This is a genomic window from Nocardia transvalensis (assembly GCF_015477765.1).
Lineage (GTDB): Bacteria > Actinomycetota > Actinomycetes > Mycobacteriales > Mycobacteriaceae > Nocardia > Nocardia transvalensis_A.
Genome location: NZ_JADLQQ010000001.1, coordinates 737,724 through 754,638 on the forward strand (window position 1 = coordinate 737,724; position 16,915 = coordinate 754,638).

8 protein-coding genes are annotated in these 16,915 nt (G+C 69.2%); 3 read left to right on the plus strand and 5 right to left on the minus strand.

Annotated features, from left to right (window positions below; translation table 11 throughout):
* Window positions 1-19: 19 nt before the first annotated feature.
* Genes IU452_RS03300 through IU452_RS03310 form a run of 3 tightly spaced genes read right to left on the minus strand, consistent with a single transcriptional unit; the run spans window position 20 to window position 8,411 of the window.
* The gene (locus IU452_RS03300) at window positions 20-7,582 is read right to left on the minus strand and encodes a hypothetical protein (protein WP_195107332.1); all 7,563 of its coding nucleotides are present in this window, start codon (window positions 7,580-7,582) and stop codon (window positions 20-22) included.
* 15 nt (window positions 7,583-7,597) lie between these two features.
* A complete protein-coding gene (locus IU452_RS03305) occupies window positions 7,598-8,089 on the minus strand; it encodes a YbaB/EbfC family nucleoid-associated protein (RefSeq protein ID WP_324192413.1) in 492 nt (163 codons plus the stop codon).
* A 16-nt stretch (window positions 8,090-8,105) separates the two neighbouring features.
* Window positions 8,106-8,411 (minus strand): hypothetical protein, encoded by a 306-nt coding sequence (locus IU452_RS03310; RefSeq protein WP_195107333.1) that lies wholly within the window; start codon window positions 8,409-8,411, stop codon window positions 8,106-8,108.
* Between the two features lie 150 nt (window positions 8,412-8,561).
* Between IU452_RS03310 and dtd the strand changes: the two genes are divergently transcribed.
* Window positions 8,562-9,005, plus strand: coding sequence for a D-aminoacyl-tRNA deacylase (gene dtd / locus IU452_RS03315; RefSeq protein ID WP_195107334.1), 444 nt, complete (start codon window positions 8,562-8,564; stop codon window positions 9,003-9,005).
* A 427-nt stretch (window positions 9,006-9,432) separates the two neighbouring features.
* On the opposite strand, the gene IU452_RS03320 is transcribed toward dtd, so the two are convergent.
* A complete protein-coding gene (locus tag IU452_RS03320) occupies window positions 9,433-10,230 on the minus strand; it encodes a MerR family transcriptional regulator (RefSeq protein WP_195107335.1) in 798 nt (265 codons plus the stop codon).
* 106 nt (window positions 10,231-10,336) lie between these two features.
* Between IU452_RS03320 and IU452_RS03325 the strand changes: the two genes are divergently transcribed.
* A complete protein-coding gene (locus IU452_RS03325; protein ID WP_195107336.1) occupies window positions 10,337-11,884 on the plus strand; it encodes an amino acid permease in 1,548 nt (515 codons plus the stop codon).
* Window positions 11,885-11,992: 108 nt separating this feature from the next.
* Entirely contained in the window at window positions 11,993-14,281 is a 2,289-nt protein-coding gene (locus tag IU452_RS03330) for a serine/threonine-protein kinase (protein WP_195107337.1), read from the plus strand.
* A 6-nt stretch (window positions 14,282-14,287) separates the two neighbouring features.
* Here IU452_RS03330 and IU452_RS03335 read toward each other — a convergent pair whose 3' ends face one another.
* Entirely contained in the window at window positions 14,288-14,683 is a 396-nt protein-coding gene (locus IU452_RS03335) for a YbaB/EbfC family DNA-binding protein (protein ID WP_195107338.1), read from the minus strand.
* Between the last annotated feature and the right edge of the window lie 2,232 nt (window positions 14,684-16,915).

The following is a 16,915-nucleotide window of genomic DNA, read 5'->3' on the forward strand; positions in this document are numbered from 1 at the left end:
TTTCTTCTGTCCTTCCGCATCATCGCCCGAAGATCCGGCTGCGCCGATCCGGATCGGCCCACACATCACGAATCAACAGCCCCAGATCGAGATCCGCCGTAACCGCGCGATAACGCACTTCACACCCGAATCCACCACCGCCGGTCACCGCAAACCGAACCTGCCTGTCCCCCAACACTTCCCAGACCACGGCAACACCTGAATCCTCCAGCCCGAACACCCGCTCACCCACACGGACCCCCAACCCACCGGCCCCCCGATAAAACACCACATGAACCTCCCCCAGCCGCCCATACACCCCACCCGGCGCCCCGACGACTCCCGGCGCCTCGCGCATTTCCCCGCTCCCCGGATCGAACAACGCATACTGCCCGAACCCACCGTGCTCCTGCACCAACAACTCACCGCTGCCTGCACGCTGCACAGCACTGGTGAAGGACCGTCGTCGCCCCGCTCCACCGCCGCGCCTGGCGCCACCACCGGGTGTGGGCGGTAGAACAGGCGGCGGCGCAACGGCGGGTCCATTCTCGCCGCCCTCACCGAACGGCTGCGGTTCACCGGAGCGCGGCAACAACGGGTGTTCCGGTTCGGTCAGGTATCCCGGCTCCAACGACCGCGGTGGTTCCGACGGGCGGTGCGACGGCTCCGGCAGTGCGGGAGGCCCGGACAAGTCAGATGGCGGCGGCACCGGAGACTGTGACAGCCCTGGCAGATGAGGAGGCTCCGGCAGACGGGGTGGCTCCGGCGAATTCGGTGGCATCGGTGAGTGCGGCGGTGCCACAGGACGGTGCGGTGGCGCCGGCGGATGTGAAGGCTCCGGCAGGCGCTGGGGCTCCGGTAGATGTGGAGGCACCGGCGGGTGCGGGGGCACCGGCAGATGAGGAGGCACCGGCGGGTGCGGGGGCTCCAGCAGCCGAGGAGGCACCGGTGCGTCCGGGGGCTCCGGCAGCCGAGGAGGCACCGGTGCGTGCGGGGGCTCCGGCAGCCGAGGAGGCACCGGCGGGTGCGGGGGCACCGGCGGATGGGGTGGCTTCGGCGGATGTGGTGGTGTCGGGGAGTGCGGCGGTTCCGCAGGAGGGGGCGGTGGTGCCGGAGCGCGTGGGGGCTCCGGGAAGTGTGGGGGCTGGGGTGGTTCTGGGGGCTGGGCTGGTTCTGGGGGCTGGGGTGGGTGAGGGAGCCAGGTGGGGGTTTGGGGAGTGGGGGGCTCGTAGGTGGGGAGGTCGAAGTCGTAGGACTTCGGGGGGTGAGGGATGTGTGAGCGGAGGATCGGACGGCGGGCAGGTCGGTGGGCGTCGTCGGGTGGAGGTGTGGTGTTGGTGCGGTCGTTGCCGTTGTCCGCGGGGGTATGGGTGTGGTCGGCGGTGCCCTCGGAGGAGGCTGGGTCGGGGCGGACGGTCGTCTCTGGCGAGACAGCTTGGGGGCGAGATGGTTCCGGCGCGTTGGCCGGACTGGGCTCGGTGGTCGCGTGCGGTTGCTCGGACCGAGAGGGGTTGGCCGGGGGTACGGCGGGATCGGAGCTCGGGGTAGGAGATTCGGGTGGAATACCCCTAGTGGGTTCGGTAGTGCCGAATTCCCCCACAGCCTCAGCCAATTCCCGCCGAAGTCCCTGCACCCGCTCCATCAACTCACGATGCTGGCGATCCGCCTCCTCCTCGTTCCGCCGGAACACCTCGTCCAGCTTCGCCAGTTCGCGGTGCAATGCTTCCTCGGGGCGGGCGGCCTGGGGAGATGAATTCTCCTGGTGCTCAGGGGTGTTCGCGGGACCGTCGGGTGTGGAGGGCCGATCCGATTCGGGCTGATGGTGTGGGGCCTCGCCAGGGGTGGGGTCGAGGGGAGGTGGTGAGGGGCTGTGCTCCGGTCCGTCGGGCTGGTCGCCAGGATGCAGGTCGCGGGAGTTCTGCTGGAGTTGGTCGGACAGGTCGGCCAGGCGGTTGATCTGCTGCTGCCGGTTTCGGATCTCGTCGCGCAAGGCGTCGACCTCGGCGTCGAGATCCTCGGGGCCCTCGTGGTTGTCGATTCGGCCGTCCCGGTATGCCTCGTACACCTTCTTGAAGGTCGTGCCGTCGGCGCCGGCGAGGTCCACACCGACCAAGCGGGACCAATCGCCGCCGGGCTGTGGGCGGGCCGGATCCGCGGGTGGCTCTCCGGCGCGCGCCGCGGCCTCCGCGACGGCACGGGCGAAATCGAGGGGATCGGCCGATCCCAGTGCGTCCGTGATGATCTCGCGCAATCCGGGCAGGGCAGCTACGTCGTGCACCCGCGCCTCTTCGTCGGCCACACGCGGATCGGCGGCTCGATCGCCGCGCGGCACCTCGGAGTAGGGATCGGCACCGATCACTGCGCGCGCGTATTCGGCGAACGCATCGCGCACCAGCGCGTGCTGCCCCTGTGCCTCCAACGCCCGGACCGCCCGATACAACTTCTTCGGATCCAGGCCGTTGCGATCGGGTTCCCATTGCGTGGGGCCCTTTTCGAGCACCGTCGGCTTCATCGGTGAGAGGTCGGTCGGATCCCCATCCTCGCCGAGCAGCCGCTCCGCGAGCCGCTGCCGGGCGGCGTCGACCACCTCGGGGTCGACCGAGCGCACCAGCTTCGCGTAATCGATCAGCGCCGTCATCTGCTGTTGCCGCAGGGCCGTCCGCTGACCCGCATCGGCGATCCGCTCCGCCAATGCATTCGGGGTCAGCTCCGCCTCCGTGAGCCCCAGTAGCTCCGCCAACGGCGCCCGTCCCTTGCCGTCACTGCCCTGCAGCAGATGGAAGGTCTGGATGTCGTTCATCGATCGCGCATAGTCCGACAGGGCCTCGATCTGCCCGGCCCGCACGGCGTTGACCAGTTTCAGATCCGCAACCGTCCGCGCCAGCTCCTGCGGATCCTGCAGCATCCGAAGCACATCCGTGGGTCCGAGCCCCAATTCCCGTGCGACATCCACCAGATCGCCGAGGATCTCGTCCGGCGATCGGGGTGGGGTGAGGCTGCCGTCGTCACCGTGCGGGGCGGTCTCCGCAACCGGGTCGACGGTGTGCGGCACCACCCGCCACGGACCGTCCCCGTCCCGCAGCATCGTCACGATCAGATCACGGCCGTCGACGGTGCCTCGGTGATGATGCACCTGCGGCGTCTCGACCGGATCGAGGTGGATGTCGCCGGTGGCGTCGACGCGCACCTTTCGGTAATCCACTTGCACCGCACCGTCGTTCAGCGCCGTCGCGAGATCCGGATGCGCCGCGAGGAGATCGGCCAGCACCTCGTCTCGCCCGCGCGGCCCGTCGACCACCACCAGCCGATCCGGTTGCCCGTCCCCGAGGGGAAGCCGGGCCGCTTGATCCCCGTAGGGCTCTCCGACGGGCGGTTGCTCCGGCGGCAGGTGCGCGGCCGCGGCGAGTTCGGCGAGCCGGTCGGCGCGAGCGGCGTTTTCCGCGCGCAACCGATTGACCGTGTCGTCCACCCTCAGGGTGCCGTCCGGATTGCGTCCGGTGACCTCATCGAAGCCGAGGCCGAACATCTGTGCCCACGTGGACAATTCGTCGCGCAGCTGATCGCGCCGCAACGCGTGTTGGAAGTAGGCGGCGGGCCCGTCGTCACGGCCCGGCTCCGGATTCTCGCCGACGTGATTCCACTCCGGCAGCGGGTCGGCGCCGTTGCCGACCGGCACCGTATCCCGCAGACCGAGATCGCCGCCCCGGGCAACGATCAGCTCGGTGAGGAAATGCCCCATCGGGTTGTCGTCGAAGAAGCTGCGCGGCACCTCCCCCTTCGGCACCGCGACGGCGGTCCCGTCGGGGGTGCCGTCGCCGTCGCGCCACACATAGGGGCGAGTGATCTCCTCGTCGTAGCGCCGGGCCGCATCGGCGAGGCCCTCGATCGAGGCCGCCGCCCGCAAACACCGGTACTCCTGCTCGGCCAGTACGCGGCGAACGGTGTCCGGGCTCTCGTCGGGCAGGGGGAAACCGAGCCGCTGCGCCAGCTCCGAGAGCGTCTCGTCCCCCGGTGGCGGGGCGTCGGGAGGGGGTTCGATCTGCTGCGGTGCGTCCGGAATAGGTTCGTGTTCGAGGTCGACGGACTCCTCGATCGAGATCAGGTCATGGACCACCAGCTCGTCGATCATGCGCCGGCGGAATTCGGGATCGGTGCTCGCGTCGAACAGCTCCCTGAGCCTGGCGCGCGCCTCATCCCCCGGCATCAGGTCGAAGCGAGCCAAGTCGACCAGGATTCTCCGCCGTAAGTCCGGATCGGTGACCTGATCCAGCAGCTCGCGCAGATCCTGCCCGGCGTCTTCGGGCCTGATCCAGCCATGCTCCAGACCGTCGGCGATATTGCGATGTGCCTGCTCGGGATCACCGTCGGTAAGCCAGGGCTTGTATTCCTCCCCGGCGGAGGTGTGCATCGGCACGTGCTCGCCCGCCTGCAGCACCATCCGTGCCGAGAGCCGACCCAGCAGCGGAAGATGTTCGCGGTTCTTCCAGACCGTCACACCTTCCTTCAGAACGCGGACGACCGGATCGCCGCCCGATCGTCCCGATTCGGGTGCGGGCGAGGCCGTCGGCCCGTCGTGCGGCGGCGGAGGCGGCGCACTCGGAGGGTGGTGTTCGAACAGGTCGGGCGCGTGGACAACACCATCCTTGACGGCGGTCTGGCCGCGCGAATCGAGGCCGGAACCGGATGGGTACTTGTAGGAGGGGCCCTCGTAGGGGCGCGGGCTCAGCGTCTCCCGAATCCGCTGCCACATCCGACGCAAGAGCGGCCTGCGCGCCGGGGTGTCATTCCCTTCCTGTCGTGCGAGTGTGTTGCTCCCCTCGGAAGTAACCGGTCGCCAACTATTCTCGCCATCGGGAACAACGCGCACCGGCACCTGTTCGCCCTCGACATCGACCTGGACGTCGCGCGCCTGGTCCGGCCCGGTGATCGCGTCCGGTTCGAGCACCGGCGAATCACCCACAGCGCCTTGCTGATTCGAATCGCCCCGCGACCGATCCTCACCCGGATCGTCCGGCACCCCGGCCGCTTTCGGCGGACCGGACGGCGGTTCCTTCCCACCACCACCGGCACCACGAGCCGGAGTGGCCCGCTGCCCCGGATCAACACCCCCGTGCGCGGCCGCCACCGGCGCAAAGGGCACTGAACCATCCGACTCCGACGCCCCGCCGCGCTGCTCGGCCCGCCCAGCCTCCGCCTGCGCGGCCCCGGCCTGCAAAACCCCCTCGACTTCACCCCGTGCAAGCCCAGAACTCTCCGCCCGATTCTCCGAGCCTGCCGATGCGCCGGACCGATCTTTACCCGACTCACCGGCCCCCTGGGACGCGCCAGCAGTCCCACCCTCCCGAGCACCAGCGTGGGCCTCGCTCCCGGACCTCGATACATCCATTGTGCCGGAACGGTTTTGACCGACTCCACCCGAATGCGCCGTCTCCTGAGGCGCGGCCCTCCCCTCCCGAGCACCACCGCTGCCTTCACCACCGGCCTGCCCCCGCGGTTGCTCGCCCCGCTGGGCACCTATCGGCGAACGCCCCTCGGCGGTGGCACGAGAACCCGCACCTCCGCCGTTGTTCTCACCCCCACTCGTCGACGCCGCGGCAGGATGGTGCCCGACCAGCGGCGTCCCACCGGACACCGAGCCCACCGCAGGCCCGGCCGCGGCAACCCCGACGTGGCCGGAAACCGCTCCCCCACCATCGTTTTCACCGCCCCTCGCCGCCGGTTCACCTTCCCGTACTCCCTCACGCACACCCGAACCCACCGGCTGCTCAACCGAACCCGCGCCGTTCTCACGCCCCGCTCCCCCTTGCCCCACACCACTATCAACCCGCTGCTCCACGCCACCATCAACCCGAGCCCGCTCCTCACCCCCGTCAGCCGCCCCCGCTTCGGCCCGCGCCTGCACAACCCCCGCACTCTGCCCCTCCGTTTCCCCTGCACTACCGCGCTCACTCACCCCCTGTTCACCCGAAAGCTGCTGCACTTGACTTCCGTGACGCCCAGGCTCTCCAGCCCCCTCGGCGGGCGCGCCAGGGTCCTTCGGTACTTCTCCACCGGCGGGCTCTGCTGGAGTATCTGCAGCCTGCGAGGTTCCGGGGACGTGGCCGTCGCCGATCCCGGTAGATGTGCCGTCGTTCGGTGTGCCGCTGGGTGTGTTCTCGGGGTGCGACGCGCTGCCCCCGAAGCTCGCGCCGTCACCGTTTGTGGTGCCGCCCGGAGCTCCACCAGCTCGAGCGGAACCACCGTTCGAGGCACCACCCTCCTGAGACGAATCGCCATGCGGCGCACCGACCCCACTCGAGTCGCCCCCACGCGGCGACGAACCATCACCATCCGGCGTGCCCGCCCCGCTCGACGCGCCCCCGCCCCGCGACGAACTATCACCACCCGGCGTGCCCGCCCCGCTCGAGCCGCCCCGCGACGAACCGTCGTCACCGGGCGCACCCGTTCCATCCGCAGCACCCCGGCCCGAGCCATCGCCACCCGGCGTCCCGCCGCCTGTGTTGCGTGTGCTCCCGTCGGCCGCAGGGGGAGAGCCTCCGTCGCCGTTGGAGCCCGGGCGGGGCGCGCCGAGATCGTCGAACAGCCCTTGTAGTCGGTTCGCGAAACCGGGACGGTTGGCGAGATCTGGGTTCCGGTTGTGCCAAAAGCTGTTTGCACCGGCCTTGTTGGCGCCACTGAGGGCGCCGTTGGAGGCACCGGCGGTGAACATGCGCGGGTCGATGGGGGTGCTCTTCGCGTTCTCCCAGGCCTTGTCCCAGCCGTATTTATAGGTGTCGATGGCGAGCTGGGTGCCGGTGGCGGCGGCCCAGCCCGCACCGGCGCCGACCAGGCCCGCCGTCGTTCCGGTGATCGCCCCGTTCGCGATGCCGCCCAGTGTGGAATCACCGAGCTTGCGCCCCAACCCCTTTCCCAACACGTCGCCCACCGGCCCCGCCGCGGCACCACCCGCGGCCGAGCTCACCGCGGTGACCGCGACCTGCTCCCAGTTGATGCCCTTCCGATGCCCCTCCGCGACCTGATAGGCCTGAATCCCGATCTCCTGCAACGTACCCAGCGCGGTATCGATCGCCACATGCTTGGCGAGGAATTTCAGCGTGGACGACGAGATGAGCCGGGTGACGATGCGCCGCACCGTGGCGAGCAACTGCTGGCTGAGCAACCGCAGCCCGATCCGGGTGGTGGCGATCGCGGCGGCCTCGACCGCCGGGGCGGTCGGCGGAAAGATCCACGCGGCCGCGATCTCGGCGGCCAGCAACCCCAGCGAGGTGATGAACATCAGCTGGGTGTATTCGATTTCGGTGCCGACCTCGTCCGCGGTGTCGGCGACCGCCTCGAAGTTCTTCGCCAACTGTTCGAGCGACTTGTCACCGTGCAACAGTTCGTCGAACGCCTCGGTGATCTTCTCGATGCCCTGGCCCTGCGGATAGGCGGCCAGCGATGCCGACTTCGCGGCCTCGATATCGGCCAGGATGTCGCGCATCTCCCCGGCGGCGGTTCGCCACGGCCGGGCGACGCCGTCCCGCATGCGGTCCGGATCGCCGTCGGGCCAATCCGATCCCGCCACCCACTCCAGCCATTGCAGCCAGCCGGGTAGCTCAGCCATCGCTATGCTCCGGTGTCACCAGCTCGAATCGGTGATACCGCGGCCTCGCTCGCCGACCGGCTCGACCGCTTCCACATCGGTGAACCGCCCCGCCTCGGCATCACCCCGGCGCTCACTCGGGGGTGCGGTGGAAACCGGTGGCGCCGACGGCATGTCGAAGTCCGGCATCCCCTCGATCAGATCGCTCAATCGGGGCAGCCGGGCGCGCTGATCGTGCAGCGGCATCATCAGCTCACGACCCTTGCGCGCCACCTCCGCCGCCGCCCGCTGCGCCGCCTCGGTGAACGCCGCGGCGATCTCCGGATAGCTCAGGTCCTCGATATCGGGACCGAATCTGGTTTCCACAACCGTGCCCTCGGCATTCACGGTGACCGTCACGCGCCTGCGCACGGTCACGGTGGCCAGCAATCGCGTGCGTTCCTGTTGGATCCGGGCAATGGTGCGCAGTTGCTGCTGCACGTCGTCCAGGATCGAGGCCATCTCGGCCCGGGTGTACTCGTTCGCCACTGCGACGGCCCCGAATTCAGCGCAGACCGCGGCCGTTGGCGTGATCCTGACGCTCCAGCAGGTTCGCCGTATCGTGTTGGCCCTTCGAGAAATTGCCGAAGGTGGTCTGGAAGTTGCCCCCGCCCTCGTACAGATTGCGCTTGGTCTCCCCGTAACCGTTCTTCCCGTCGTAGAACTGCGAACCGATCGCGTCGTTACCCCAGGGCGAACCCGAATCCAGCGATGCCGTCAGGGTGTCCATCACGGTCTTGATCCTGTCGCGGACATCCCCCGTCTTGGCCGCCGCCGCGCGAAACAGATCCGGATCGAACTCAACCGTCATCGCCTTGTCCCTCCGCCGCTCATCCGGCCCACCCGCGCGAGCCTCGTGCCCGCCCGACGATGCCAGCCGCCAGCGAATCGCCAGTTGCGCCGACGTGAACGCGGGGTGGCGGCGGTGGAAAGGCGATTCGGCCTGAGAGGATGGGTCACCGTGCGAGTACTGGTCCAACGAGTGAGTTCGGCACAGGTCAGCGTGGGCGACGAGGTGGTCGGGCGCATCGATCCGGTTGCGGCGGGGGTGCCCCACGGTCTGCTGGCGCTGGTCGGCGTCACCCACACCGACACCGAAGCGACGGCGAAAACCCTGGCGGACAAGCTGTTTCGGCTGCGGATTCTGCAGGACGAGCAGTCCGTGGCCGATCTCGGCGCACCCGTTCTGGTGGTCAGCCAGTTCACCCTCTACGCCGACACCCGCAAGGGCCGCCGTCCGTCCTGGTCCGCCGCGGCACCCGGCGCCGTCGCCGAACCCCTCGTCGACATCTTCGCCGCCACCCTGCGCGAACTGGGAACCACGGTGGCCACCGGCCGCTTCGGCGCACACATGCATATTTCGCTGGTCAACGACGGCCCGGTCACCCTGCTGCTGGAGGCCTGAAACACGAGGAATTTCGGGGCATCTCACAACCGTGGCCCCAATGACGGTGAGACACCTGCACCTTCTCTGCCCCACCCTTGTGAAATCTCCAGTGCGATGGCGGAATTCACCGCGATCTATCGACCGGGAAGTTACCGTTCGGTACTACCGACCGCTATGCCCCGATATCTCGGACGCCACCGCACCACCCGGGCGAGGAGACGATCATGACCAAGCGCCGCACCGCTGCGGCCCCCGGACCCCAGGAGATCCTGGACTTTTTCGGCAAGTGCCCCGAATGTGGTTATCCCGCACGGGCTTCGGCATCCCGACATTGCGACACCACCGTACTTGCCACCTGTGACCGGCCTTGCGGCTGGAGCGGAATGGTGCCGCTCACGACGATGACCCGACATCGCGTCGGCACGCCCACGCCCCGGACCGAGCCTTAGCGCGCGGACGGACCGTCCGGCAGTTCGGCGGCGGCCCGGTCGAGATAGCGGCCCACGAACCGGTCGACCAGCTCGGCGGCGACTCGGCCGGGCACGATCCGCGCCTCGGCCAGGCGCGCGGTGACCTCGGCGATATCGTCGGTGCCGCGCGCGGACTGCCGGAACGTCTGCAAGGCCGTCCGCTCGAACAGGTCCGCGAAGCGGCGCGCGATCCGCTCGCAGTCGGTCACCAGCCACTCCAGCTCGTCGAGCACCCGATCCTGCGGCAGGCCCGCGGCGGCCAGCCGTTCGGCCACCCGGATGAGCTGAGCGTCGACGACGCGATAGGTGGCGGCGTCGACCGGCTCGTACATTCCGGCCGCGATCACCCGCGCGAGGCCGTTCGGCACATCGCGATACAGCTGTGCGAGTTCGGTTGCGGCAATGGTGGTTTCATCCGTCTCGGCCGACGGGGCCACCCCGGACTCGACGACCTCCGGGGCAGCGAGCCCCGGGATGCTCACCTCGTGCTCCCCCACGCCGAGAATGTCACCCAGGTCGTCGCCGCGGTCCCAGGCCTCGAGTAATTCTCGAATGCCGTTGAGCTTGATTCCGCGATCGAGCAGCCGGCTGATGGTCCGCACCCGATTCAGATGTTCGGGGCCGTAGAACCCGGTGCGTCCCTTCACCTGCGGCGGCGGCAGCACCCCGCGCTCGTGGTAGACACGCAGGCTGCGTACGGTCGTACCGGCCTGGCGGGCCAGCTCATCGATCGTGAACTCTGCCCCCGCCGCCGTATCACCGCCCGCTGCCATATCACAAGCAAACCACACCCGCATCGGTGCACAACTGTTGAACGTACCGTTAAGTAGCGGTACGTTGTTCGGCGATATGATCGCCATCACATGAAAGGCCATCGTCATGACCACAGTGCGACCGTCGGAGGCCGACACCCAGGCCGCCGCGGCACATGCCCTGCATGCCGAGGACGCCGGATACCACAAGGCGCTGCGCCCTCGTCAGCTGCAGATGATCGCGATCGGTGGCGCCATCGGCACCGGACTGTTCCTCGGGGCGGGTGGACGGCTCAAAGAGGCCGGCGCCGGACTGTTCCTGGCCTACGCCGTGTGCGGCGTTTTCGTGTTCTTCATCCTGCGGGCGCTGGGCGAATTGGTCCTGCACCGGCCGTCGTCGGGATCGTTCGTCTCGTACGCGCGGGAGTTCTACGGCGAGAAGCTGGCCTTCGGCGTCGGCTGGATGTACTTCTTCCACTGGTGTATGACCGGCATCGTCGATATCACCGCGATCGCCACCTACGTCCACTACTGGGGCTCGCTGAAGGTCGTTCCGCAGTGGGTCATCGCCCTGATCGCGCTGGTGGTGGTGGTTTCCATCAACATGGTCTCGGTCAAGTGGTTCGGCGAGATGGAGTTCTGGGCGGCCCTGATCAAGGTTGTCGCGCTGGTCGGGTTCCTGATCATCGGCACCATCTTCCTCGCCGGGCGCTTCACCATCGAGGGGGCCGGCACCGGAATCAGCGTCATCAGCGATCACGGCGGGCTGCTGCCCAACGGCGCCCTTCCGCTGGTCCTGTGTACCACGGGCGTCGTCTTCGCCTACGCCTCGGTGGAATTGATCGGCACCGCGGCCGGTGAGGCCGAGAACCCGGCCAAGATCATGCCGCGGGCCATCAACTCGGTCATCGCCCGGATCGCGCTGTTCTACGTCGGCTCGCTGGTGCTGCTCGCGCTGCTGCTGCCCTACACCGCCTTCAAATCCGGCGAGAGCCCGTTCGTGACGTTCTTCTCCAAGCTGGGCATCGACGGCGCCGGCACGGTCATGAACCTGGTCGTGCTGACCGCGGCATTCTCGAGCCTCAACGCCGGGCTGTACTCCACCGGCCGCATCCTGCGCTCGATGGCGATGAACGGCAGCGCTCCGGCCATCGCGGGGCGGATGTCCCGGCGCGGCGTGCCCTACGTGGGCATCCTCGCCACCGGCACCGTCGCCCTCGTCGGCGTCGGCCTCAATGCCCTCGTGCCGCAGAAGGCGTTCGAGATCGTGCTGAACGTGTCGGCGCTGGGGACCATCACGGCCTGGGCGGCGATCATCCTGTGCCAGCTGAAGCTGTGGCAGTGGGCCCGCGAGGGCCGGATGGAGCGCCCGGCGTTCCGGCTGATCGGCGCGCCCTACACCGGGATCGCCACGCTGGTCTTCCTGGTCGCGGTGGTGCTGCTCATGCTGTTCAGCAACAACGATGTCCAGCGCGGTGCCGTCATCGCGATGCTGGTGATCATGCTGCCCGCGCTGATCGGCGGCTGGTTCCTGGCGCGTCGGCGGGTGCTGCGGATGGCGGCCCTGCGCGACGGTTACACCGGCCAGTTCCCGGTGGTTGCCGAGCGTCCGCTGGAACACCGCGACGATCACGAGCCGACCCGGACGACCTACGGCGAGCTCCGAGACCGATAGGGCACAATCGCACAGAGGCTCGTCCGCCCCTGTCCGACGCCGATTTCCCGTCCCGACGCGGAGCGGGGGGACGAGGAACTGTCGTCGTCGTTGGCCGGAGAGGATCGAATGCCGGAGCAATCCTGCGCATCCGTCCCACCCGACCCGACCCCATCGGCCACCCGTCGGACACCGCAGGACCGCTCCGACTCTCCCGCCTGGGCCACCCGGCAGACCTCCGCCGGAACGCGGCCCTGGGCGCCGGAAACGGACGGGCTCGACGACGACCCGGACACCCGCCCCGGCACCCGGTCGCGTCCGGCCGTCCGCCGCCTCGGTGCCGGGCTGGTCTCGCTCCCCCGGATCCCGGAGGTCGACCCGGCCGCGGTGATCCTCACCGATCCGGAGGTCCCCGAGAACAAGCGGTTCTGCTGGAAGTGTCAGAAGCCGGTCGGGCGCGCCTCCGGGAGCGAGGCCGCGCCCACGTCCGGGACGTGCCCGCACTGCGGTGCGCCGTTCAATTTCCGGCCGCTCCTGCATCGCGGCGAACTGGTCGGGGGCCAGTACGAGGTGCAGGGATGTCTGGCATACGGCGGCATGGGCTGGATCTATCTGGCGCGCGACCGCAATGTCAGCGACCGCTGGGTGGTGCTGAAAGGGCTGCAGAACCCGCTCGATTTCGAGGCGCACGTCGTCGCGCTGGCGGAGCGCCAATTCCTGTCCGAGATGACCCATCCCGGCATCGTGAAGATCTTCAACTTCGTCAAACACCGGGCCGCGGACGGGGTGCAGGCCGGTTACATCGTGATGGAGTACGTCGGCGGTCGTTCGCTGAAGACGATGCTCGATCTGCGGGCGCCCGAACGCATTCCGGTGGCCGAGGCGATCACCTATGTGATGGAGGTCCTTCCGGCGCTGGACTATCTGCATTCCTGCGGCCTGGCCTACAACGACCTCAAACCCGACAACATCATGGTGAGCGAGGATGAGGTCAAACTCATCGATCTCGGCGCGGTCGCGGCCCGCAACTCGGGCGGAAGCCTCTACGGCACACCGGGATATCAAGCGCCGGAGTTCACCAAGACCGGGCCCACGGTGGCCTCCGACATCTACACCGTGGGGCGGACGCTGGCGGCGCTGACCCTGGACCTGCCGACCGGCCCGGATGGTCACAAGCTGCCCGGACTGCCCTCGCCGGACCGGGATTCGGTGCTGCGCCGCTATCCGTCGTACGCGCGGTTGCTGGAGCGGGCCACCGATCCCGATCCGGCCCAGCGGTTTCCGTCCGCCCATGCGATGTACCGGCAGTTGGCGGGGGTGTTGCGGATCGTCCTCGCCGAACACACCGGTAAGGAGTATCCGCAGGTCTCTGCCGTATTCGGCACTCCGCGAGGGGAATTCGGCGTCGATGCACTGATCCGGCAGACCGACGGGATCGTGGACGGGATGCACCGCAGGCCGGGCCTGGACGCGACCCGCATCATCTCGGCCCTCCCCATCCCGTTGATCGACAGTGAGGATCCGAGCGCGGAGCTGCTGACCCCGCTGCTGCACGGGGATCCGCACCGGGCCCTCGACGCGCTGCAGCAGATGCGGGCGGGGACGATCGGCACGCCCGAATCCTTCGAACTGGAGGGCACGCTCATCGCCGTGCGGGCCCATCTCGATCTGCGCGAGGTGCAACGGGCACGGGCCGAGCTGGACAGCCTGCCGCCCGAGTATTGCGCGGATTGGCGCGTCGGCTGGTTCCTGGGCATCGTCGAACTGTCCGACGGACACTACGAGCAGGCTTTCGAGCATTTCGACCGGGTGCACACCCGGGTGCCCGGGGAGCTCGCACCGCAGCTGGCACTGGCCGGGACCGCCGAGCTCATCCTCCAATCCGCTTCGGGCTGGGGAGATGTCGAGCACTGGTCGCGGATCGCGGCCGACTACTACCGGACCGTCTGGCGCACCAACCGGACCATTGCCAGCGCGGCATTCGGTTTGGTGCGGCGGTTGGCGGCCGACGGCGATATCGCCGCGGCCGTCTCGACCCTGGAGCAGGTGCCCGCGACGTCGCGGCATCACAACGCGGCCCAGCTGACCGGATGTCTGCTGTTGATCTCGCGGCCACCGACCGAGACGACCCGAGCCGATCTCGACGAGGCCGCGGCCCGGCTGCAGGCGCTGCCCGACGAGCCGCGTCAGCTGCAGTTGCAGGCCCTCGTCTTGGGCGCGGCCCTGGCCTGGCTGCGGGGCGCCGAGCATCGGCCGGAATCTGCCGAGACCATCCTGGGGTCCGCCTGGACGGCGGCGGGTCTGCGGGAGGGGCTGGAATCCGTGCTGCGCGCCCTCGCACGGACGGCCCCGGGGCGCCTGCATCGCTATCACCTTGTCGACCTGGCCAATTCGCTGCGGCCCAGATCCCTGTGGTAGCCGCCGCTACCGGTCGTCGACCATGGGCGCGATCGGCGGCATCTCACCCAGCTCGGGCATTCCCTCGATCAGGTCCGACAGTTTCGGGCGGCTGGCTCGACGGGCCTCGATGGGCGCCAACAGTTCCCGCACCTGCCGGAGGGCGTCGGCGGCCGCGAGCTGCGCGGCCTCGGTGAATGCGCGCGCGACCTCCTGAGGGCTCAGCTCCCACACATCGGGACCGAACTTCGTCTCCAGCACCCTGCCTTCGGCATTCGCCAGCACCGTAACCCGATTGCGGCGCACCGACGCCCGCCCGACGATCCCGTCCCGCTCGACCCGAATCCTCGCCATTTCCCGTAGGTGCCACCGCAATTCGTCCATGATCTCGGCCATATCGGCCTTGACCCGCTCGTTGGTCACAGCACCTCCTTCCCGCCGACGGACACCGGTCCCGACAGCATTGGACTCGTCACCGACCACCACCGAACAGGCGAGAACGTCGCCGATCATCGGGATCGGACTCCGGCATGGGCAACGTCTCCCGCCCCGACTCAGACCGCCTCGCGAGCTCCGGTCGCGTCCGGGGTTCAGCCTCTGGGACCGGCCCAGGCGAAGACCACGGTTCCGCTCGAGGACGAAGCCCAGGCTCCGGCAGGGGCAGCGGTTCCCGCCCTGACTCAGGGCACGGCCAGGACCTCGCGGGCTCCGGCCACGGCTGCGGTCGGGCCTGCGGTTCGGGTTCAGGCCACGGCTGCCGTCCCGGCCACGGCTCCGGCCGAGGCTGCGGCTCCGGCCACGGCTGCGGTTCAGGCTCCGGCCACGGCTGCGGTCCCGATTCCGGCGCAGGCCACGGCCCGGGCTCCGGCCACGGCTCGGGTTCAGGCCACGGCTGCGGTCCCGGCCACGGATCCGGTCGAGGCTGCGGCTCCGGCCACGGCCCGGGCAGCGGTTCAGGCTGCGGCTGCGGTCCCGGCTCCGGTCGAGGCTGCGGCTCCGGCCACGGCCCGGGCAGCGGTTCAGGCTGCGGCTGCGGCTGCGGCTCGGGTTCGGGACGCGGCTGCGGTTCCGGCTCAGGCTCGGGTACCGGTTTCGGCTGCGGCTCTGGCTCCGGGCTCGGTCCTGGCTCCGGCGCAGGGGGCGGCTCGGGCCGAGATTCTGGTTTCGGGCCTGGTTCGGGCGCGGGGTGTGGCTCAGGCTGGGGCCTAGGCTTTGGTTCCGGCTGAGGTTCGGGTTGGGGCTGGGGGCCGCGGCCGGACCACACGTCATCGTCGGGAGGCTCGGGGGCCTGGTATTCGGGGGTGGGAGGGAGGCTGAAATACCTTGGTGTGTAGGGGATCTTCGACGTGGTGTCGGTGGGGGCCCGGTGCTGTTCCTCTTCCTCGGGGCGATGGGTTTGCGTGTTACCGGACTGTGGTTGCGACACGTTCTCCGGCACTGACTGCTCGGCGCGTTCACGATCTTCGTCGAGTTCCCGTGTGGGAGAGGACGACTGCTCTTGGAGGCGGGGCACAGCACCCTCGGCTCGACCGGCCTGCAGAGGTGTTGCAGCACCATCATTCGCCGAACGTCCCGCCGCATTTGCCCTGGCTCCAGCACCACCACGGTTCTCCGAGGCCCCTTGCCCCTGCATACCCGAGGTGGAACGACTCGAGTCGGAGGCAGTCGACCGAGTCGAAACCCCCTGCTCCGCACCGGACCTCATCTCATTCCCGCCCCCGATCCGCCCATCGGCACCACCGGAGTGCGACGACGCCCCCGACTGTGCGGCATGCCCGGGCGCCCCATCGTCGAGCCCCTGCTCACGTACCGACGCGCCAGCATCCGCGCCATGGCCGTCCACAGCGCCGGTGGCCGACGGATCACGCTCGAATGGAGCAACTCTCACGTCGCCAAGCTCGTTACCTCGCGTCTCCGGACGGGAGCCAGTGCCGTCTTCCTGCACCAGTTCGGGTGCCCTGTCACGTCCAGGCGCATCCACATCGTGGCGATCGACCGAATCGCCAACCAATGGATCACGGTGGGGCGTAGCGGCATTCGCTGCATCCGATTCGCTGCCATGTGGGTTTGCATCCACTCCGTCGGCGCTCCGCCCCTGTGTCGATGGGCCTGCATCCCCGGCACGCTCGCCGACAGAGTCGCCAGTGGACGGATCACGGTGGGGCGCAGGGTCAGGCTCGCCCGAGTGGGGCTCGGCGCCGGTGTTCCCGCTGTGGGCGGGGTCTGGCTGGCCCCGCGTCGGTTCCGGTGCTGCGCTCGTTCCGGCCTCGTGTGGTGCATCCTGACGGGCTGCGGCTCCGCCACCGGTTGCTTCGGATGGTGTCGTCGTGCCGCGGTCGGCCGACGGCTCGGTGGATCGGCCCGAGACATCGTCAGGCCGACTTGCGCTGGTGCCGTGGGTCTCCGACGAGCGTCCGGTTGCCGGTTCGAAGTGATTCTCACCGGAGGTGGAATGCGATGCAGGCACTTCCGCATTCGCCGCATGGGTGCCCGTGCCGCGCGGGGCAGCAGGCCCATGGGACGCCGCCTCTGAAGGTTTGGGCCCGGCAGCGACATTGCCCTCCGAGCCGCCCGGCACCGACCCGGCGGCACTCGATCGGGGTGGCGGCGGTGCGCTGCCGTCGGGCTGATCCATGCGCGCGGGATCGGGCGCGT